The organism is Luteimonas flava (assembly GCF_036584485.1).
Classification (GTDB): Bacteria; Pseudomonadota; Gammaproteobacteria; order Xanthomonadales; family Xanthomonadaceae; genus Luteimonas; species Luteimonas flava.
Window position 1 is genome coordinate 614,042 of the sequence record NZ_JAZHBM010000002.1, and the last position, 19,616, is coordinate 633,657.

Annotated in this window: 15 protein-coding genes; 13 read left to right on the forward strand and 2 right to left on the reverse strand. The window is 63.6% G+C overall.

Annotated elements, in window-relative coordinates; all coding sequences use genetic code 11:
* Position 1 precedes the first annotated feature (1 nt).
* Positions 2 to 1,111: a PilT/PilU family type 4a pilus ATPase gene (locus tag V3391_RS09890; protein ID WP_332078239.1), complete on the reverse strand. Its 1,110-nt coding sequence runs from the start codon at positions 1,109 to 1,111 to the stop codon at positions 2 to 4.
* 94 nt (positions 1,112 to 1,205) lie between these two features.
* On the opposite strand from V3391_RS09890, the gene V3391_RS09895 reads away from it, so the two are divergent.
* The 13 genes from V3391_RS09895 (at position 1,206) to V3391_RS09955 (ending at position 18,478) form a co-directional block, all read left to right on the forward strand.
* Positions 1,206 to 1,586 (forward strand): DUF4398 domain-containing protein, encoded by a 381-nt coding sequence (locus V3391_RS09895; RefSeq protein WP_332078240.1) that lies wholly within the window; start codon positions 1,206 to 1,208, stop codon positions 1,584 to 1,586.
* 5 nt (positions 1,587 to 1,591) lie between these two features.
* Positions 1,592 to 2,176: a hypothetical protein gene (locus V3391_RS09900; RefSeq protein ID WP_332078241.1), complete on the forward strand. Its 585-nt coding sequence runs from the start codon at positions 1,592 to 1,594 to the stop codon at positions 2,174 to 2,176.
* Positions 2,177 to 2,646: 470 nt separating this feature from the next.
* Positions 2,647 to 2,868 carry an HP1242/YdcH family protein gene (locus V3391_RS09905; protein ID WP_055246405.1) on the forward strand — a complete coding sequence of 74 codons (222 nt, stop codon included), beginning with the start codon at positions 2,647 to 2,649 and terminating at the stop codon, positions 2,866 to 2,868.
* A gap of 109 nt (positions 2,869 to 2,977) precedes the next feature.
* Positions 2,978 to 4,354, forward strand: coding sequence for a pyridoxal-phosphate dependent enzyme (locus tag V3391_RS09910; RefSeq protein WP_332078242.1), 1,377 nt, complete (start codon positions 2,978 to 2,980; stop codon positions 4,352 to 4,354).
* Between the two features lie 82 nt (positions 4,355 to 4,436).
* Positions 4,437 to 5,630 carry a cystathionine gamma-synthase gene (locus V3391_RS09915; protein WP_332078243.1) on the forward strand — a complete coding sequence of 398 codons (1,194 nt, stop codon included), beginning with the start codon at positions 4,437 to 4,439 and terminating at the stop codon, positions 5,628 to 5,630.
* Entirely contained in the window at positions 5,615 to 6,445 is an 831-nt protein-coding gene (locus V3391_RS09920; protein WP_332078244.1) for an ABC transporter permease, read from the forward strand. The genes V3391_RS09915 and V3391_RS09920 overlap by 16 nt, the downstream gene beginning before the upstream one ends.
* Complete coding sequence (locus V3391_RS09925) at positions 6,435 to 7,793, forward strand: ABC transporter ATP-binding protein (RefSeq protein ID WP_332078245.1); 1,359 nt, start codon at positions 6,435 to 6,437, stop codon at positions 7,791 to 7,793. Before V3391_RS09920 ends, V3391_RS09925 begins: the two co-directional genes overlap by 11 nt.
* A complete protein-coding gene (locus V3391_RS09930; protein ID WP_332078246.1) occupies positions 7,790 to 9,496 on the forward strand; it encodes a class I SAM-dependent methyltransferase in 1,707 nt (568 codons plus the stop codon). The genes V3391_RS09925 and V3391_RS09930 overlap by 4 nt, the downstream gene beginning before the upstream one ends.
* The gene (locus tag V3391_RS09935; protein WP_332078247.1) at positions 9,493 to 11,706 is read left to right on the forward strand and encodes a glycosyltransferase family 2 protein; all 2,214 of its coding nucleotides are present in this window, start codon (positions 9,493 to 9,495) and stop codon (positions 11,704 to 11,706) included. The genes V3391_RS09930 and V3391_RS09935 overlap by 4 nt, the downstream gene beginning before the upstream one ends.
* Entirely contained in the window at positions 11,696 to 14,080 is a 2,385-nt protein-coding gene (locus tag V3391_RS09940; RefSeq protein ID WP_332078248.1) for a glycosyltransferase family 2 protein, read from the forward strand. Before V3391_RS09935 ends, V3391_RS09940 begins: the two co-directional genes overlap by 11 nt.
* An 81-nt stretch (positions 14,081 to 14,161) precedes the next feature.
* A complete protein-coding gene (locus tag V3391_RS09945) occupies positions 14,162 to 16,735 on the forward strand; it encodes a DUF7657 domain-containing protein (protein ID WP_332078249.1) in 2,574 nt (857 codons plus the stop codon).
* A 131-nt stretch (positions 16,736 to 16,866) separates the two neighbouring features.
* Complete coding sequence (locus V3391_RS09950; protein WP_332078250.1) at positions 16,867 to 17,205, forward strand: DMT family transporter; 339 nt, start codon at positions 16,867 to 16,869, stop codon at positions 17,203 to 17,205.
* A 70-nt stretch (positions 17,206 to 17,275) separates the two neighbouring features.
* Entirely contained in the window at positions 17,276 to 18,478 is a 1,203-nt protein-coding gene (locus tag V3391_RS09955; RefSeq protein ID WP_332078251.1) for a glycosyltransferase, read from the forward strand.
* Positions 18,479 to 18,488: 10 nt separating this feature from the next.
* On the opposite strand, the gene wecB is transcribed toward V3391_RS09955, so the two are convergent.
* Positions 18,489 to 19,616 (reverse strand): non-hydrolyzing UDP-N-acetylglucosamine 2-epimerase, encoded by a 1,128-nt coding sequence (gene wecB / locus V3391_RS09960; RefSeq protein WP_332078252.1) that lies wholly within the window; start codon positions 19,614 to 19,616, stop codon positions 18,489 to 18,491.

Sequence of the window (19,616 nt, forward strand, 5' to 3'; positions counted from 1 at the left end):
GTCAGTGGTCGGTGCCGAACACGTCCGCGTAGGGGTCGTGGCTGCCGGAGCCGCCTTCGGACAGCCGGAACTTGAGGTCCAGACCGTCGCGCGAGTCGGCGGCACGCAATGCGGTCTCGCGATCGATCCGGCCTTCCTTGTGCAGCCGGAACAGGCACTGGTCGAAGGTCTCGACGCCGTCCTCGAGCGAATCCTCCATCGCCTGCTTGATCTCGTGCACCTGACCGCGGCGCAGCAGGTCGCGGATCATCGGCGTGTTGAGCAGGACCTCCGTCGCCGGCAGGCGGCGGCCGTCGTTGCCGGCCACCAGACGCTGCGACACCACCGCGCGCAGGTTCAGCGCGAGGTTCATCAGCACGTTCTTGTGCGCGGCCTCGGGGAAGAAGTTGAGGATGCGCTCGATCGTCTGGTCGGCGTTGTTGGAGTGCAGCGTCGCCAGACAGATGTGGCCGGTCTCGGCAAACGAGATCGCCGCTTCCATCGTCGTCGCGTCCAGGATCTCGCCGATCAGGATGACGTCCGGCGCCTCGCGCATCGCGTTCTTGAGCGCGTTGTGGAAAGTCAGCGTGTCCAGCCCGACCTCGCGCTGGTTGACGAGCGATTTCTTGTGCCGGTGCAGGTACTCGATCGGATCCTCGATGGTGAGGATGTGGCCCGAGGTGCTGGCGTTGCGGTGGTCGATCATCGAGGCCAGCGTGGTCGACTTGCCCGAGCCGGTGGAGCCGACGATCAGCACCAGGCCGCGCGGCGCCATGATGATGTCCTTGAGCACCTGCGGCAGCTGCAGTTCCTCGATGCTCGGGATGTTGCTGCGGATCGCACGGATGACCATGCCCGCCTCGCCGCGCTGCTTGAACACGTTGACACGGAAGCGCCCGGCGTCCTGCAGCGAGTAGGCCATGTTGAGCTCGAAATCGCGTTCGAACTGCTGGATCTGGCTCTCGTCCATCAGCGAGTACGCGATCTTGCGGACCATGCCCGGCGGCAGGCCCGTGCTGCCCAGCGGGTAGAGCTTGCCTTCGACCTTGATGTACACCGGCGCGCCGGTGCTCAGGAACATGTCGGACGCATTTTTCTCGGTCATCAGCTTCAGGAAGTAGCCGATATCCATGTACGAACTCCCCCACGTGCTGCCGGTCTGCGTTGCGCATCCGGCTGCGGCTGACCACAATGATCCGGATCAAGCGTCCGGGCACGATTCCTCGATGAACACAAGCTTCGCATACATCCGTCCAATGCTGCAGGGCCTCGCGCTCGCAGGTGTGCTGGCGCTGGCCGGTTGCGCGAGTACGCCGCCGCCGACCGAGGAACTCGCCGCCGCGCAGCTGTCGATCGCCCGCGCCGGTGACGCCGATGCCGACCAGTACGCGCCCACTGACATCACCCAGGCGCGGCGTGCGCTGTCGCAGGCGCAGGCCGCGATGGGCATGGACCGCGCCGACGAGGCACGCACGCTGGCGCTGTCGGCCAGCGCGCTCGCCGACCTCGCGCACGCCCGTGCCCGTCAGGCGGAAACCGAATCCGAACTGTCCGCACGCCGGGCGGAGATCACCAACCTGCGCCAGCGGCTGCGGGTGGAGGAATGAGCACAATGCGATCGATGACACCCTACGCATTGGCCCTCGCGCTGCTGGTGCCGTTCGCCGCCAATGCCCAGTCCGCGCCGGAAGGCGAGGCCGCGCTCCTGCAGCAGCGACTGCAGGCGATCGACAGCAATCCCGACACGGCCGGTACGGCCGCCTATGAACGCCTGCAGGCGCGCCAGTCCCTGGCGGCGCTGGGCACGGTCCGCAGCAACCAGCGGGCCGCGGCCCTGCAGATTGCCCAGTGGCGCGTGGAGACGGCCGAACTGGCCGCGCGCACCGAGGCCACGCGTCGCGAGCTGACCCAGCTCGAGCGCGAGCGCAGTGCGCTGATCGTCGAAGCCAGCCGCGCGGACGCCGTGCGCGCCCGCCAGGAAGCCGAGCGCTTGCGCATCCAGGCCCAGATCCAGGCCGAGGAAGCCGCGCGCCTGCGTCTGGCAGCCGAGGAAGAGACCACCGCCCGTCAGCAGGCCGAGACCGTGCTGCAGGGCGTGGCCACCGGCGAGGCGGCCAAGCTGCGCGCGGCCCGCCAGCGCGACGCGGAACTGCGTCGGCGCGAGGCCGAGCTGCTCAAGAGTCTCGAGCAGCCCTGAGCGACGCGGGCCGGGGTCTAACGGCCTGCCTACGCACTGCGCGCCAACGCGCGGCAGTGCGCCGTCCGACGAATGGTTGTTAGTTTTTCGTCAGGCTGAATCCAATTGAAATCAATCACTTGCGCCGATTTCCGGCTGAGCGCCGCGTCGTGGCGCGGTTCTCGGGTGGGCAAGCTGGAAGCGTTTTCGCGTCTGACCGGGCGCCGCGTACGCAATCGGGTTTTTCGCCCTTGTGGGCCTCCGGTCCGAGGAGTAGGGTCGGTTGTCCGGGTGGCACCGATTCCTTCCGCCATCCGGTCACTGAGCCAGGCCGATGACCGAGATGATCCCCCGCGAGGTCCCCGTATTCCGTCCACAGGACGGCCACGGCGACCTGATCGGATCGTCCGCCCCACGTTCCTGGATGCAGCCCACGTAGCGCCCCGCCCGTCGCCGGTCGGGGCGTTCGTATTTCCAGTCAGGAGGATTCCATGTTCGAAGCGCAATCGCAGACCGAACTCGAAGAGATCATGAAAGGAAACGTCGAGTTCCGGCAGCTCTACTACCGGCACAAGGAGCTGGACAAGAAGGTGCTGAACGCAGAGCTCGGCGTGTTCGCCGTCGATGAGACCACGCTGTCGCAGATGAAGCGCGAGAAGCTCGCGGCAAAGGATCGCCTGACCCAGATGTACGACCAGATGCAGAAACACTAGGTTCGTCTGTCGCGGGCGGTGGTGGCCATCCTCGTCGGTCACCATCGCCCGCGAATGTTGTCCGCGGATGCGATAATCGCGATCTGTCTCGCTGCAACCCGGACCTGCAATGCCGATCGCCGACTCCGTTCTCGACCTGATCGCCGACACGCCCATCGTGCGTGCGCGCCGCCTCGACGCGGGCCCCTGCGAACTCTATTTCAAGCTTGAGAGCCAGAATCCGGGCGGCTCCATCAAGGACCGCATTGGCCTGCGCATGATCGAGGCCGCCGAAGGGCGGGGTGACATCGCGCCCGGCGCGACGCTCGTGGAAGGCACTGCCGGCAATACCGGCATCGGCCTGGCGCTGGTGGCCCAGCAGAAGGGCTACAAACTGATTCTCGTGGTCCCGGACAAGATGAGCCGGGAGAAGATCTTCAATCTCAAGGCGATGGGCGCCGAGGTCGTGCTGACCCGCTCCGACGTCGCCAAGGGCCACCCCGAGTACTACCAGGATCTCGCCGAGCGCATCGCGCGCGAGACCCCGGGCGCCTATTTCATCAACCAGTTCGGCAATCCCGACAACCCGGCCGCGCACGAGCACGGCACCGGGCCGGAGATCCTCCGTCAGATGAGTGAAGTGGGCGGGCTGGACGCGATCGTCTTCGGCTGTGGCAGCTCGGGCACGATGACCGGCCTGTCGCGCTGCTTTGCCAAGGACGCGCCGGACGTGGAGCTGGTGCTGGCCGATCCGGTCGGCTCGATCCTCGCCGAGTACATCAACGACGGCGTGCTCAACGACAAGTCGGGCAGCTGGATGGTCGAGGGCATCGGCGAGGATTTCCTGCCGGGCATCTCCGATTTCTCGCGGGTCAAGCAGGCCTACGCCATCAGCGACCAGGAAAGCTTCCTCGCCGCGCGCGAACTGCTGCGCACCGAGGGCATCCTCGGCGGTTCCTCGACCGGCACGTTGTTGGCCGCCGCGCTCAAGTACTGCCGCGCGCAGACCACGCCGAAAAAGGTGCTGGTGTTCGTCTGCGACACCGGCAACAAATACCTGAGCAAGCTCTACAACGACTACTGGATGCTCGACAACGGCTTCCTGGAGCGCGAGCAGCACGGCGACCTGCGCGATCTGATCCTGCGCCCGTACTCGCGTCGCGACACCGTGGTGCTGCAGCCGACCGACCTGCTGGTGACGGCCTACCAGCGTATGAAGCTCTACGAGATCTCGCAGCTGCCGGTGATGGACGGCGACCGCATCGTCGGCATCCTCGACGAAAGCGACGTGCTGCTGCACGTCTACGGGGACGAAGCCCGCTTCCGGGAGCCGGTGTCCTCGGCGATGGTCAGCAAGCTCGACTTCCTCGACGTCAAATCCCCGGTCGAAGCCCTGCTGCCGGTGTTCGACCGCGGCCAGGTCGCGATCGTCACCGAGGGCGACCGGTTCCTCGGCCTGATTACCCGCATCGACCTGCTGAACTACCTGCGCCGCCGGGTGCAGTAACGCCTTCGCGTTGATCGCCGCGGCTCTGAACCTGTCGTTCAGGGCTGCTGGCTAGAATCTCACGTCCTTTCAGGAAGCTGTCATGTCCGAATCCAGTTCCCGGCATCGCGATTACGCGCTGGCCACGTTGGCCATCCATGCCGGCCAATCGCCCGATCCCTCGACGGGCGCGGTGATGCCGCCGATCTACGCGACCTCGACCTATGCCCAGTCCAGCCCGGGCGAGCACCAGGGCTTCGAGTATTCGCGCACCCACAATCCGACGCGCTTTGCCTACGAGCGCTGCGTGGCGGGCCTGGAAGGCGGCACCCGCGGTTTCGCGTTCGCCTCCGGCATGGCCGCGACTGCGACCCTGCTGGAACTGCTGGACAGCGGCGACCACGTCATCGCGATGGACGACCTCTACGGCGGCAGCTACCGCCTGTTCGAACGCGTGCGCACGCGCAGTGCCGGGCTGTCCTTCAGCTATGTGGACATGACCGACCCGTCGGTGTTCGAGGCGGCGATTACCGACAAGACGAAGCTGGTGTGGATCGAAACCCCGACCAACCCGATGCTGAAGATCGTCGACATCCGGGCGATCGCGGACATCGCGCACAAGCGCGGCCTGATCGTCGTCGTCGACAACACCTTCGCCTCGCCGATCCTGCAGCGCCCGATCGAACATGGCGCCGACATCGTCATGCACTCGGCCACCAAGTACCTCAATGGCCACTCCGACATGGTCGGCGGAATGCTGGTGGTCGGCGACAACGCCGAACTTGCCGAACAACTCGCGTTCCTGCAGAACTCCGCAGGCGCGGTGCAGGGCCCCTTCGACAGCTTCCTCGCGCTGCGCGGCCTCAAGACGCTGCATCTGCGCATGAAAGCGCATTGCGAAAACGCGCAGGCCCTGGCGGAGTTCCTTGACGCACATCCCGCGGTCGAGCAGGTGATCTACCCCGGCCTCGCCTCGCACCCGCAGCACGCACTCGCCAAGCGCCAGATGGACGGCTTCGGCGGCATCATCTCGGTCCGCATCAAGGGTGGTTTCGAGGCCGCGAAGCGCTTCTGCGAGCGGACCGAACTGTTTACCCTCGCCGAGTCGCTCGGCGGTGTGGAAAGCCTGGTCAACCATCCGGCGGTGATGACGCATGCGTCGGTGCCGGCGGAGCGGCGTGCCGAGCTGGGTATGCATGACGATCTGGTGCGGTTGAGTGTGGGGGTGGAAGGTTTCGACGATCTACGTGCGGACCTCCATGCCTCGCTGACGGAACACTCATGTACACAAGCCTGAAAGCACCGGTTTTCACCTTGGCCGGGCCCTTCAATGCCTGGTTGAAACATCGCACTTTGACGATCGAACTGGCACGGCGCGATGTGCTTGGCCGGTATCGGGGGGCCAGCTTTGGCCTGCTTTGGTCGTTGATCAGCCCGTTCTTCATGCTCGTGGTGTACACGCTAGCGTTCGGCTACATCCTGCGCGCGCGCTGGCCCGGCACCAGTGGCAACACCGCGGACTTCGCGATGCTCTTGTTCATGGGGTTGATCGTGCACGGCTTCTTTGCCGAGTGTCTGAGCAGAGCGCCCAACGTCATCGTGGGCAATGCGAATCTGGTCAAGAAGATCGTGTTTCCACTGGACGTGCTGCCGTGGACAGTGGTGCTCTCGGCGATGTTCCATGCGATTGCCAACAGTACCGTGTTCGTGGTGCTCAATCTGATTCTGCGTGGCGAGATCCATGCCACGGTATTGCTGTGGCCGCTGGTCATGCTTCCACTCGGGTTCCTGGCGCTAGGTGTGGTCTGGTTGCTGTCCGCCCTGAGCGTGTTCCTGCGGGATATCAGCCAGGTCACAGGCGTACTGGCGACTGCGTTGCTCTTCCTGTCTTCGGCGATCGTGCCGGTCGAGACGCTGCCGGAGCACTACCAGTTCGTGTTCCGGCTCAATCCGTTGACCTTCATCATTGATCAGGCCAGGCAGGTGGCGTTCTGGGGCCAGATGCCCGATTGGAGGGGGCTGGGCATCTACGCGCTCGGGGCCCTGTTCTTCGCCTACGGCGGATTCGCAGTCTTCCAGAAGACCCGCAGGGGATTTGCTGATGTCCTCTGACCCGGTTCACGCAATGCAGGAGGAAGACCTGATCATCGACGCCTCGGGCGTCGGCAAGTGCTACCACATCTACGACCGGCCGTCGCAGCGTCTCATGCAGGGGTTGTTCGGCGATCGGCGACGTTACTACCGCGAGTTCTGGGCATTGCGCGGTATCGACCTGAAGGTCCGTCGAGGCGAGACCGTTGGCATCATCGGTCGCAACGGCTCGGGTAAATCGACGCTGTTGCAGCTCATCGCCGGGACACTCGCGCCGACCGAGGGCAGCGTGCAGGTGCGTGGCCGCGTGGCCGCGCTGCTCGAGCTGGGCAGTGGTTTCAATCCCGACTTCACAGGTCGCGAGAATGTGTATCTCAACGCCTCGATCCTGGGTCTGAGCGCCGCGGAGACCGGATCGAGGATCGATGCGATCCTTGCATTCGCGGACATTGGCGAGTTCATCGATCAGCCGATTCGCAATTACTCCAGCGGCATGGTGATGCGCCTTGCGTTCTCGGTGATGGCGCACGTGGACGCGGATGTCCTGATCATCGACGAAGCGCTGGCGGTGGGCGATGCGTTCTTCACGCAGAAGTGCATGCGTTTTCTGCGTGATTTCAAGGCCCGGGGTACGCTGTTGTTCGTCAGTCACGACGATGCGACGGTCAGCGCCCTGTGCGATCGCGCCCTGTGGATCGACGGCGGGCACAGCCGGGCCGCAGGGACATCCAAAGATGTCGTCCAGGCGTATCTGCGGTCGCTGATCTCCGCTCGCCAGGATGGCGAACTGCAGGAAGTGAGGGCCGAGCTGAAAGACGGTGCCCAAGTCGTGGAGCGGCATGATGCACGGCGCGACTGGGTCAACCATTCGAATCTTCGCAATGACATCGAAGTGCTCGACTTCAATCCCGCGCTGGACGGGTTCGGCGAGATGCGCGCGCGGATCCGTGCGGTCCATCTCCGGAACCTGGAAGGGCACGAACTGTCCTGGGTGGTGGGCGGCGAGAGCGTCGTGCTCGAGGTGGAGGTCGCTGCCGAGCAAGCCATTCTTCGTCCAATTCTGGGGTTCTATCTCAAGGACGGCTTGGGACAGATGCTGTTCGGGGACAACACCTATCTGTCGACCCTCGACGAACCCGTCCCGCTCGAAGCGGGCGATTCGATGCGCGTGGTATTCGAGTTCGAGATGCCCAGGCTCAAGGCGGGCGACTACTTCTTCACGGTCGGAATCGCAGACGGGGGCAAAGAAGATCACGCTATCCAGCACTGGGTACATGAAGCATTGACGCTTCGCTCTCGCTGCCAATCTTGGTCCATCGGCATTCTGGGGCTGCCAATGCGACGTATCGAGATCACGAGGCAATCATGACTGCTTTCAATCTTCAGAATTATCCGAGTGTCCTGCTCGATCCGCATGTTTCGAGGCCCTACTCGTGGATCGGCCACATCCCCTTTGCATACCTCGTGATCGAGCTGACGCGCCCCCGTTGCCTGGTCGAGCTGGGAACGCATTCCGGGAACTCGTATCTGGCGTTCTGCCAGGCGGTTGCCGAACTGGGTACCGGGACCTCGTGCACTGCCGTGGACACCTGGAAAGGCGACGAACACGCCAAGTTCTACAGCGAGGAGGTGTACGAGACGCTGCGCGCTTACCATGAGCCGCGCTACGGGAGCTTCTCGCGATTGATGCGTGGTTATTTCGACGACGCAGTCGGTGCGTTCGAGGATGGCTCGATCGACCTGCTGCATATTGATGGCTTGCACACCTATGAAGCTGTGCGCCACGATTTCGAGACTTGGCGTCCAAAGCTCAGCTCGCGGGCGGTCGTGTTGTTCCATGACACTGCGGTCCGGGCTGGGGACTTCGGCGTCTGGCGCTACTTCGCCGAGTTGCGGGCGGACTACGAAGGTTTCGAGTTCAGCCACAGCAATGGGCTGGGTGTGCTTCTGGTGGGAGATGAGCAGCCCGCAGAGATGAGAGCGCTGTGCGGATTGATGCAGGGCGAGGACGATGCGCGGCGGCTGGAAGCCTTTCTGGCATCCCTCGCGCCCGACCCCGAATCGCCGGAACTGACGCGGCCAGAGGCGCTTGAATCCTGCAGGCTGTATTTCCGCAAGCATGCCGAGCAGTACTCCGAATCGAAGATGGTCAGCGTCGACAGATCGCCCGTGGTCGGCGAAAGCCTGTTGCGTTTCGTACTGCCACCGGGCGCGGTCTGTGACGCGATCCGGCTCGATCCGGCGGAATGCCCCGGGGTGTTCGGTATCCGGGATCTGCGCATCATCCCCGCAGAAGGTGACGAGCTTGCAGTCACTGACTTCGCTTCACGCCTGACCACCGTGCGCGGTTATCGACTTGCGGAAAGTGCATCGTCCCCGGTCCGCTGGAGCTGCATGGACGGTGACCCGTATCTGGAACTTGATCTCTACGGCCTGGCGGATGGCCTGGGGCAGATCGCGGCATTGGATGTCACGATCGATTTTGAAGTGCTTGTCCGGGATGTTACAGCGCGACGTCTGTTGGAGGCACTGCAGGCAGGCGACGGTGTGTCCGGGCTTGGGGGAACTGCCGCTGCCGCGACGGCTGCGGGCTCAGAAGGCGGCGGTGCTGCGCTTGCGAGGCTCGAGCGGACACTGAGCGAGCAAGATGGTCGTCTGGAGATGCTCCAGTTCGGATCGGATGCGGTCTACGAGCGCGTGGTCGCGACGACGGACGACATTGCCGTCCTGGATGCACGTGCGCGCGATACGGATGCCGTGGTGAACGCGCTGGCCGGTGGCCTGGACGCCGCGATGCAACGGACTGCTCTGCAGATGTCGGAGCACATTCGAGGTGCCGACGAAGGCGCAAAGGCACGTGCGGCTTCGATGGATGCGCGTCTTTCGGAGATCGAGGCAGGTCTGGCAGCCGCGATGCGGTCAGCCGATGAGGATAGATCCGCCGCAGTCTCTCGATGGACCGAGTTGGAGACGCAGAACGTCACGATCGCGGCCGCGTTGGAGCAGTTGGCTGCCCAGATCTCCGATGTACGCCGAATCAGTATGACCCCCTGGTGGAGGCGACGCGCTTGAATACAGTTTCGAGCACATCGGCGATCGGCCTTCCGGGATGGACCATCGAGCCTGTTTTCGATCTCGAGCCGAGTGACCGACCGGGATACTGGCGCGCCACCGGCAGCGATCCCCAGTTCGTGTTGATTCCCAAGGCGCCCCTGCGCGCGGGCTGGTACCAGGTCAGCTTCTTGCTCGATGCCGACCGCGTCCAGACGCGTCGTCCGGTGTTCTACGTCGACGCCGGCGAGGGATTCACCGAACAGGGCCGCACGTCGTTGGATTGCGGCGCATCCAGTGCCGTCGCCGTTCTGATGAAGATTGAGCACGATGTGCTGCGGTTGCGCTTCGACCCGATCGATGTGTCCGGCGAATTCCTGCTTCGCGATCTCCAGATCAGAGGTCTGACGCCTGCCGAGGCGGCGTGGCTGGCATTGCGTGAGGAGCGCGACCAGTGGGGCTCCGCAGCGCCCTTGCGGTTCGCGGCGTTCCTGGCCCAGGCCCGACGCCAGCAGGACACGCAGGGCGCTCAGGCGGTGCCTGACTGGATCTTGGCGCAGCGGTTGGACGCGAATGCGCCGACACGCTACCTGCGCTGGATCCGCAATGCGGAGTCGCAGGTGCCTGCCCCGGCGGAGGGGGGGGCGGGCGTCAGCGTCATCGTGTTGCCGCGGGCGGACATCGCTGATGCACTTGCGGCATATGCGAGCGTCATCGGACAGCTCGGCCGTGGTGACGAGGTGTTGATCCCCCGCGAGCTTGCCGCCGAACTGCCGCAGATCCCCGACGGCGTCCTCGTTGTTGACCGGTCCGATCCGGTCTTGTACGGGCTGTCCGAGGCAAGCAAGCCCTTCGTGACCTGGATCGGTCCGGGGGAGAGGCTCCATCGCGATGCGCTCGTGATCATCCGTGACGTTCTCGATCGCAGGCCCGGCACCAAGCTCGCCTACACCGATGAGGATTTCATCGACGACACAGGCGAGCGCCATACGCCCTGTTTCAAGCCGGACTGGGACGCCACCCTGCTGCTCTCGCAGGATTATCCGGCAAGGTCCGTGGTCCTCGACCGACAGTGGGTCCAGAGCTGTGCGGCGACCGGGCCCGTGGGCGACGCCTGGCTCTATTCCATCAGTCTGATTGCCAGCGAAACGCTGGACCGCGACGCGATTGTGCATATTCCTGCAGTGACGCGTCACCACGTCCATGCGCCCGGACCGCTGTTCGCACCGCTGCATGCGGATGCTCTCGCCCAGGAAGCGGCGATGCACCTTGCGTTGACGAATTGGGCCGGGAAGTGGCATGCGGCCGCCGAGATCCAGGCAGCTCCGCTGGCGGGGCTGGCGCGAGTCCTGTGGCCGGTACCGGACGGCGCGCGGATCGATATCGTCATTCCGACCCGCGATCGCGTCGAGCTGCTGAAGGTCTGCGTGGATAGTCTGCTGGCCCTGACCCGCACGCCCGATTACACGGTCACGATCCTCGACAACGGCTCGGTCGAAGCAGAGACGCTGGCGTACTTCGACCGCATCTGCGGCGATCCACGCGTGCGCGTGATTCGCCACGACGTGCCGTTCAATTACTCGGCGATCAACAACCATGCAGTTGCGCAGGGGGATGGTGATTTCGTCGTCCTGCTCAACAACGACACGGAGATCATCGACGCACACTGGCTGGACGAGCTCGTGGGTCTGGCTGCACGACCCGGGGTCGGCGCGGTCGGGGCACGGCTGTTGTTCCCGGATGGTCGACTTCAGCACGGTGGCGTGATCCTCGGTGTCGGTGCGGTGGAGGGGGGGGTCGCCGCGCATGCGCACATGCATCTTTCGACATCCGACCCCGGCTATTTCGGCCGTGCGCAGTTTCCCCAGGCGATGTCCGCGGTGACCGCGGCTTGCCTGTGCGTGAGCCGCGTCGCGTTCGAAGCCGTGAACGGGCTGGATGAATCACTGTCGGTTGCATTCAACGACGTCGATTTCTGCCTGCGTTTGCGCGAGGCAGGCTACATCAACCTCTGGACACCCTATGCGACCCTGATCCACCACGAATCTGCGAGTCGTGGTTACGAGGACACGCCGGAGAAGCAGGCGCGGTTCCAGAGCGAAGTGCGCACCATGCTGTCGCGCTGGCATGCACAGCTCGGTAGCGACCCTGCCTACAACCCGAATCTCGCGCTGACGCCGCGGGAGTTCACTATCGATCCGCGACGTTACGCACGTCGCGGTGCAGCTTGAGTTCGACGATGGTGTCACGCTGCAAGGGTTTTGCAGCGCGACCCGCAGCATCGCGTCTGCCTCTTTGAATCATGGATTACCTTTGCGAATGAACGCAATTCCCCCATTGCAGGACATCGAACTCGTGCCCATTCGCCACCTGAAGAAGGGAGCGGATGATTTCTGGTGCGCCACAGGAAACGACCCGGGATTCGAGTGTCGTTTACCGGTTGCCCGTCTGCCCGCCGGCTGGTACGAGGTCGAGATCGAGATCGCCCAGGAAAGCGGGTCCCCGATGTGCGCGTATCTGTATCCCGATTACGGTGAGCAGATCCAGGAGGCCAATCGATTGTTTCTGCCGTTCGTGCAGGCGGGGCAGCGCGTCCACCGAGGCGTGATTCTGCTGGTGCGCGATACGCTTGCGTTGCGCTTCGATCCTTCGATCTCGCCCTTCGAGTTCCGCCTGGGCGTCATGCGCATCACCCCGATCGGTCGCCGTCGCGCTGCCATCGATATGGCCGAGCACCTGTTCGCACGCACGCAGACCAGAGTCCGTGATTTCGGCAGTATCGTTGCGGGATTCGCGAAAGGTGGATTCCGTGGTCTGGGCGATGCCCTGTACCACACGTACTCCCGTCAACCCTCCATCTCGTTCTCCGCGCCTTACCAGACGTGGCTGGATCTTTATGACCAGCATTCGCCGCGCGCGATGGGCCTGGCAAGGGCGAAGGCCGAGGCACTGCTCGGCGATGGAGCGGTGAAGTTCTCGGTCCTCATGCCCGTCTACAACACGCCCGAGAAGTGGCTGCGAAAGGCCATCGACAGCGTGTTGAACCAGGCCTACCCGAGCTGGGAGCTGTGCATCGCCAACGATGCGTCGCCCGCGCCCCACGTCAGGCGGGTTCTCGACGAGTATGCGCGTCGAGATCCTCGCATCAAGGTCACTCACCGGTCGCAGAACGGCCACATCAGCGCCAGTTCGAACACCGCTGCGGATGCGGCGACGGGCGAGTGGATGGTGCTGTTGGACCATGACGACGAGCTGCACAGCCTGGCGCTGCTGGAACTCGCCGAGGGCATCGGTCGCAATCCGCGGTGGCGCGTGGTGTACACCGACGAGGACAAGGTCGACGGAGAGGGCCGCCGCTACGACCCCTACATGAAGTCGGACTGGAACTACGATCTCTTTCTTTCGCACAACTGCATCAGTCATCTGGGGGCCTACCACGCGACGCTGTTCCGCGATATCGGCGGTTTCCGGGTCGGCCTGGAGGGCAGTCAGGACTGGGATCTTGCGCTGCGCGCGATCGAACGCATCGACCATCACCAGGTGGGGCATATTCCCAAGGTGCTCTACCACTGGCGCGCAATCGAGGGGTCGACGGCGCTGGCACCGCAAGAGAAGGACTATGCCCACGATGCGGGATTGCGAGCGGTCCAGGAGCATCTCGACCGCCTGGCTGAGGGTGCAGTCGCGAAGGGAATTCCGGGCCTGAGGGGCAACTACCGCGTGGTGTACCCGGTACCTGCGCCCGCACCTCTGGTGAGCATCATCATTCCAACGAGGGATGGTGTGGATCTGCTGAGGGCCTGCATCGAGTCCGTGTTCGAGCACACCACCTATCCGAACTTCGAAATCGTCGTGATGGACAACCAGTCCGGCGATGAGGCGACGCTGGCGTACTTCCAGGAACTCACCGGTGCTGGTAGCGCCCGGGTCATCCGCTACGACGAACCGTTCAATTACGCTCGCATCAACAACGCGGCAGTGCCAGCGGCGCGTGGCGACGTGCTGTGTTTCCTCAACAACGACATCACGGTGATCACACCCGGCTGGCTCGAGGAGATGGTGGGCCATGCCTGTCGTTCGAACGTGGGTGCCGTTGGCGCGATGCTGTACTACCCCAACAACACCATCCAGCATGCCGGTGTCATGGTGGGCGTGCACGGCGTTGCTGCGCACGTGTACTCGGGGCACGGGCGTGGCTATCCCGGTCATATGGGGCGCGCGCGTCTGACGCAGACCCTGAGCGCGGTCACCGCCGCGTGCCTGGTTGTACAGCGCGAGAAGTTCGTGCTCATCGACGGTTTCGATACCGCGCTGAAGGTCGCGTTCAACGATGTGGATCTATGCCTGAGACTCGACCAGCGAGGCTTGCGCAACGTATGGACGCCTTTCGCAGAGCTCCATCATCACGAGTCCGCATCGAGGGGGTTGGAGGACTCCCCCGAGAAATTGGCCCGATTCCACGGTGAGGTGAAGTTCATGGTGGAACGCTGGGGCGACCGTCTCCGCGTCGACCCTTATTACAGCCCGAACTTCACGCTTGACGAAGAGCCCTGCCAACTCGCATTTCCTCCGCGATGGGAGTGGGCATTCGGCTCGGAGAGCTGATCAGGGCGCGGGCGGACGTGAAACTTATTCGGAGGTCAGGCAATCGACATTTCATCTGAACGGAGCAGCGAATTCGCGCCGTTGAAACTTGCGGTCTTTGTTGCGTTCGTGTTTTTTCTGATCGCAAACCTCGCGCTGTTGCTGTCGAAGAACACCAGCGTGTACGTGGAGATGCGCTCCACCGGAACCGCGCAGGGCCAACTGTTCTACGCGGTCGATGGTGGCGGATACTCTGCCGAGCAGGAAACGAGCCTTGAGGTGGTTCCCGATGGCGAGTGGCGTCGTTACCACCTGGAGATTCCGGTCGCCAAACGCCTTTCAGGCATCAGGATAGATCCGGGCGGGGCGTCGGGCGAGCTGGAACTGAGGTCCATTTCGCTGCATCGCGGATGGCGGACGACGGCGTTGACGGATCAGGCCCTGGCCAGGGCAGTCAATGCCAGCAACAATCTGGAGCAGCTCGACCAGGGCCGGGCTGTGAGTTTCCGGGTAGTCGGCGGAGATCCGTATATCGGGTTCAATGTCGAGCCTCCCGGCGGTCGAACGTTGGCGACGCAGATCGTGTCGTCCTTCGCGCCTTCGTTCGCAGCGGGTTTTGTCGCATTGCTGGGGGCGCTGATGCTGCAGCGTCTGGCCGCATCGGTCGCGTGGCAGGAACGATTCGGTCCACGAATCAGGCACGTGCTGACGCGGCTCGCCAGGCAGATGACGGACCGGAACGTTCTCGAAGTTTCGCCCGCGATGGTGCTCGTGATGATCTGCACGTTCGCGGCCGCGGGATGCTACGTCGCGTTGAACCTCAATCAGTCTTCGGTCGGCGTTTGGGACGGCATGTTTGGCCGGCCGGCGCCCACGTCGCAGATCTACGGCGAGCCCAAGTCGATCCGCTCAGACGAATGGAATGTGCAGACCCCGTGGATCCTCAGTCAGAAGGCGGCAGGGTTTTCCGTCAGCAACGAGAATGTGGGAGGCGAGCGTGCGCCGCTTGTGGCGGGCGTTCCCGTCGATGAATCGCTGATCTCGCTGAACCCGAAATTTCTGGGCCTCTTCGTGTTCGAGAGTCCCGATCGCGGCATCTCCTGGCTCTGGGCCTTCAAGAGCTTCAGCCTGTTCGCCGGTTTCGTCTGGCTGTTCCTGATCCTCACGCGGGGCGATTTGAGGATCGCACTGATCGGCGGCGTATGGGTCTACGGCTCGTCCTTCGTGCAATGGTGGTTCTCGAGCGGCTTGCCAGACATTCTGTCCGGCTTCGCTTTCTCGTGCGTGGGAGCGCTCTACTTCCTATTCGGCTGTCGAATCCGCTCGGTGTTGGCTGGGGCGCTGGTCGGACTTCTCGGCGTGGTGATGCTGATTTCGAACATCTATCCACCGTTTATCGTGCCGTTGGCATACCTGGGTGCGGCGATCGTCATCGGTTTTGGTTTCTCTCTGCCCAGTGTTCGCGAGGCATTGATCGCCTTCCCCAAGGCAAAGGTGTTTACGGGTGTCGTGTGTGCGTTGGCTGTCGGTGCCGGGCTCTACGGCTTCGCCGAGATGGTCAAGCCGACTTTGGATGTCATGACTGCGACGGTGTACCCGGGGCAGCGCGTTTCGGTACCCGGCGAAATCGACTATCGCCTGGGGGCAGTCGGCTTGTTCGAATACTTGCGCGCTGACCAGGGGCGGTTTCCGGGCATCACCCCCAACGCGTCCGAGGCCGGGAATTTCCTCATTCTGGCGCCATTCGCTTTGCTCCTGCTGCCGATCACAGGGCTGTTGAAACGTCGGTCGGCCGTCGTCTTGGCGCTCGTGGGCTACATCGCACTGGTCTCGGCTTGGGTATTTGTCGATCTGCCAGCGAATGTCGCGTCGGTGATGCAGACAGGTGGCTGGAAGTACGTGCCATCCTTCCGGGCATTGTTTGGAATCGGACTTGCTTCGATCATTCTGTGCCTGTTGATCACCTCGGGAATCTCCGCAAAAGCGCTGCCGCGGTATCACCCTCTGGTTCGACTGGTGCTGGTGACGGTGTTCACCGGGCTCGCGCTCGCCGTCGGCCTCTACTTCCGTGGTGCCGATCCGGTGTTCTTCACGCCGATCACGGTCCTGCTGGGGGCGTGTGCGGTTGCTTTGATCACTACAGGCATGGCGTTTGGGCGCGTCAGCCTGCTCGCCATCGGCGTGACCCTGGTCGTTGCCCCTTCGCTGACCGTGAATCCGATATCCGTCGGCACCGACTCGCTGACCGCGAAACCCTCGTTGTTGAGGGTTGCTGAACTCAATCGTGCGTCGGATCGATGGATGACGATCGATGACTTCATCTTCAGTCAGGGCATGAAGGCGCACGGCCTCAACGTGTTCAACGGAGCGCGCATGCTGCCGGACCACGAAGAGATGGCGCTACTCGACCCCGACGCCGCCTATGCGGAGGCGTGGAACCGCTACGCCAATGTAGTCGTCGCCTCGGTGCCCGGCACATCGAAGACGGAGTTCGGCCTCCCGGGGGCCGATCTCTACGTGATCAAGCTCGATGTGTGCGGAGCCGCTCCTAGAAGCGTGGGCATCACCAAGCTGGTCTACACCCAGGCCGTCCCGTCGGAAGATCTGGCATGTCTCAACGAGCTGCAGACCGGCGAGCCAGGCGTCAGGGTCTTCGAGTACCGCGATCCGCCATGACTTACGGGAACGGACAAGTGGCACACACTGCATCGTGGCATGAGGCGCGATTGAATGCTTCTTGGAAGATCAACGGGTAGACAGAGATGATCCGCGAAATACTCATGATCCTGTTCGTTACGTGCTCCACGATGGGCAGCCAACTGCTCGTCAAGCGCGCGGTGACCCAGATCGCAGCACGCGAACCCGTACCGCAGGGGCTGCAATGGTTGATCGCGGCCTGTTTTTCGCCGAGCGTGATTGCAGCCGTGGCCATCCAGGGGATCGGCTTCATCGTCTGGGTGGTCGTCGTGAGTCGCGTGAAACTCGGCCTGGCTTTCGCGATTTCCGGCGCGTTCTTCTATGTGCTGATCGCCTTGTCGAGTTGGGCGCTCTATGGGGAACGCCTCGCTGCCGCGCAATGGGCCGGGCTGGTACTCGTGTCGTGCGGCGTTCTGCTGATGACCCTCAGCGGCGGCAGGCCGGCTTGAGTTCTTTTCCAGGCGCGTGCAGCGACAGGCGCCCGGCGGTGTCTGACCGCCTCGATAACGGATCCGACAGATGAAAATCCTCTGGTGTCACGAAGTCAGCTATCTCGACAAGCCCGTCTACGAGTACCAGGACTTTGCCGAACGGCTTTCCGGGCGCGGGCATGTGGTGGAAGTGATCGATTTCTCGGAGGCAAGCGCGACGGCGCTCGCTACGCGACGGGTCAGCAGGACCGGCGAAGGCGAGGTGGCGTTGACGCCGATTCCGCACCGTAATCTGCCGGTGCTCAAGTACTTCGAGGCGAGGGAGCGCTTCCGGCGGATGCTGTCTTCGCGCCTTCGCAAAGGCGATGTCGACGCGGTATTCGTGTACTCGGTCTTCATCAACGGCACCCAGGCCGTGCGCCTCGCGCGACGTTACGGCGTGCCCGTGGTGTATCGCGTCCTGGACGCCTATCACCAGCTCAGGCCTGGCGTCCTGGCGCAGGCGATTCTGCGTGCGGGCGAGCGCTACATCTACCGGCACGCCGACCACGTGCTCGTGACCAACGAGAAAATGGGCGACTACGTCCAGGCGCTCGCAGGAGCGGGCGCGGCTGCGCCTTCGAGTGTGCTCGATCATGGTGTGGACTGCGCGCACTTCTCGCCCCGCTCGCCGGATGTGCAGTTGATGGGCGAGTACGGAGTAACTCGCGGCGACGAAGTGATCGTCTTCCTGGGAACGACCTACGGGTTCAGCGGGCTGCTCGAGCTTGTCCGGCGAATGCCCGACATCCTTCGGCGCCGGCCGGCCGCGAAACTCCTGATCGTCGGCGGGGGGGAGATGGACGAGGCGCTGGCAGCCGAGGTGAAGGCCTTGAGGCTCGAGGAGCGTGTCGTGCTCACTGGCATGGTGTCCTACCAGGACGTGCCGCGTTATCTCTCGCTGGGTCATGTGGCCGTCAATCCCTTCGAGATCAACGACATCACGCGCGACATCATCCCCATCAAGATCCTGCAGTACCAAGCGTGCGGGCTGGCCGTCCTGTCCACGCCCTTGCCGGATCTGTTGCGCAAGCACGACAGTGCGCGATCGGGCGTGCGCTACAGCGCCTCGGACGCACCCGATGCATTCGTGGAGTCACTGATCGGCATGCTGGACGACCGTGCCGCTACGGAAGCGCAGGCGCAACGGGGACGCAGGCTGATGGAGACGAGATTCTCTGTCGATGCCGCGATCGACCAACTGGAGCGGACTTTCGTGGAACTCGCCGCGGCGTCGAGCCGCGGCGCCTGATCGGGAAACGCTAGCCTGTCTTGTGCCAGACCTTCCGATTCACGTATGCGGTGTAGCTGAGCAGGATCCGCAGCACCTTGTCTGACACATTGGTGGTTGCATAGTCGGCAACCATCCGCGTCATCCTGCCGTCGCTGCTGCGGCGCGAGGCGGCGGCCGATTCCACGATGTCCAGGGCCTGCCGGACTTCGCGCAGTTCCAGGCCGGTCATGATGACCGCACCCTCTTCGAATCCTTCGGGACGTTCGTGCGCATCGCGGATGTTGATCGCCGGGAAGTCGAGGATGGACGACTCCTCGGTGATCGTGCCGCTGTCGGACAGCACCGCACGCGCCTGCATCTGCAGATGGATGTAGTCCAGAAAGCCGAACGGCTTCTCGAAGCGCACGCGCGCAGGCGCGGTCAGGCCCAGGCTGTCGATACGCTTGCGGGTGCGCGGATGGGTGGAGACGATCACATCTGCATCGCGCTCGCTCGCCAGGTGCGCCAGGATATCGAACAGCTTGCGGAGCTTGTCGTCCGAATCGACGTTCTCCTCCCGGTGCGCGCTCACTACGTAGTAGCAGTCGGCTCGAAGCCCCAGTGCCTTGAGAACATTTGATTGGTCGATGGCGGGCCGGTAGTGCTCGATCACCTCGCGCATCGGGCTCCCGGTGCAGATGATCTGGTCAGGCGGAAGACCTTCACGCAGCAGGTACTCGCGCGCGATCTGGCTGTAGGTGAGATTGATGTCCGCGGTGTGGTCCACGATCCTGCGGTTGATCTCCTCAGGTACTCGAACGTCGAAGCACCTGTTGCCCGCCTCCATGTGGAAGATCGGAATCTTCCTCCGCTTCGCGGCGATGACCGCAAGGCTCGAGTTGGTGTCTCCCAGTACCAGCAACGCATCCGGCTTGGCATCGGCCATCGCAGCGTCGGCGCGCGAAATGACCATCGCGATCGTATCCGCGGCCGATACGCCGGCGGCTTCCAGGAATCGATCGGGTGCTCTGATCCCGAGTTGCTCGAAGAAGATCTGGTTGAGTTCGTAGTCGAAGTTCTGGCCCGTGTGGACCAGCACGTGATCGCAATGGGCGTCGAGCTTGTCGATTACCCGCGAGAGCCGGATGATCTCCGGCCGCGTCCCGACGATGGTCAT

What these genes read in the sequence shown, in the direction of transcription:
- V3391_RS09890 (WP_332078239.1), bottom strand. Translation starts at nt 1,111, where the DNA reads ATGGATATCGGCTACTTCCTGAAGCTGATGACCGAGAAAAATGCGTCC.
- V3391_RS09895 (WP_332078240.1), top strand. Translation starts at nt 1,206, where the DNA reads ATGAACACAAGCTTCGCATACATCCGTCCAATGCTGCAGGGCCTCGCG.
- V3391_RS09900 (WP_332078241.1), top strand. Translation starts at nt 1,592, where the DNA reads ATGCGATCGATGACACCCTACGCATTGGCCCTCGCGCTGCTGGTGCCG.
- V3391_RS09905 (WP_055246405.1), top strand. Translation starts at nt 2,647, where the DNA reads ATGTTCGAAGCGCAATCGCAGACCGAACTCGAAGAGATCATGAAAGGA.
- V3391_RS09910 (WP_332078242.1), top strand. Translation starts at nt 2,978, where the DNA reads ATGCCGATCGCCGACTCCGTTCTCGACCTGATCGCCGACACGCCCATC.
- V3391_RS09915 (WP_332078243.1), top strand. Translation starts at nt 4,437, where the DNA reads ATGTCCGAATCCAGTTCCCGGCATCGCGATTACGCGCTGGCCACGTTG.
- V3391_RS09920 (WP_332078244.1), top strand. Translation starts at nt 5,615, where the DNA reads ATGTACACAAGCCTGAAAGCACCGGTTTTCACCTTGGCCGGGCCCTTC.
- V3391_RS09925 (WP_332078245.1), top strand. Translation starts at nt 6,435, where the DNA reads ATGTCCTCTGACCCGGTTCACGCAATGCAGGAGGAAGACCTGATCATC.
- V3391_RS09930 (WP_332078246.1), top strand. Translation starts at nt 7,790, where the DNA reads ATGACTGCTTTCAATCTTCAGAATTATCCGAGTGTCCTGCTCGATCCG.
- V3391_RS09950 (WP_332078250.1), top strand. Translation starts at nt 16,867, where the DNA reads ATGGGCAGCCAACTGCTCGTCAAGCGCGCGGTGACCCAGATCGCAGCA.
- V3391_RS09955 (WP_332078251.1), top strand. Translation starts at nt 17,276, where the DNA reads ATGAAAATCCTCTGGTGTCACGAAGTCAGCTATCTCGACAAGCCCGTC.
- wecB (WP_332078252.1), bottom strand. Translation starts at nt 19,616, where the DNA reads ATGACCATCGTCGGGACGCGGCCGGAGATCATCCGGCTCTCGCGGGTA.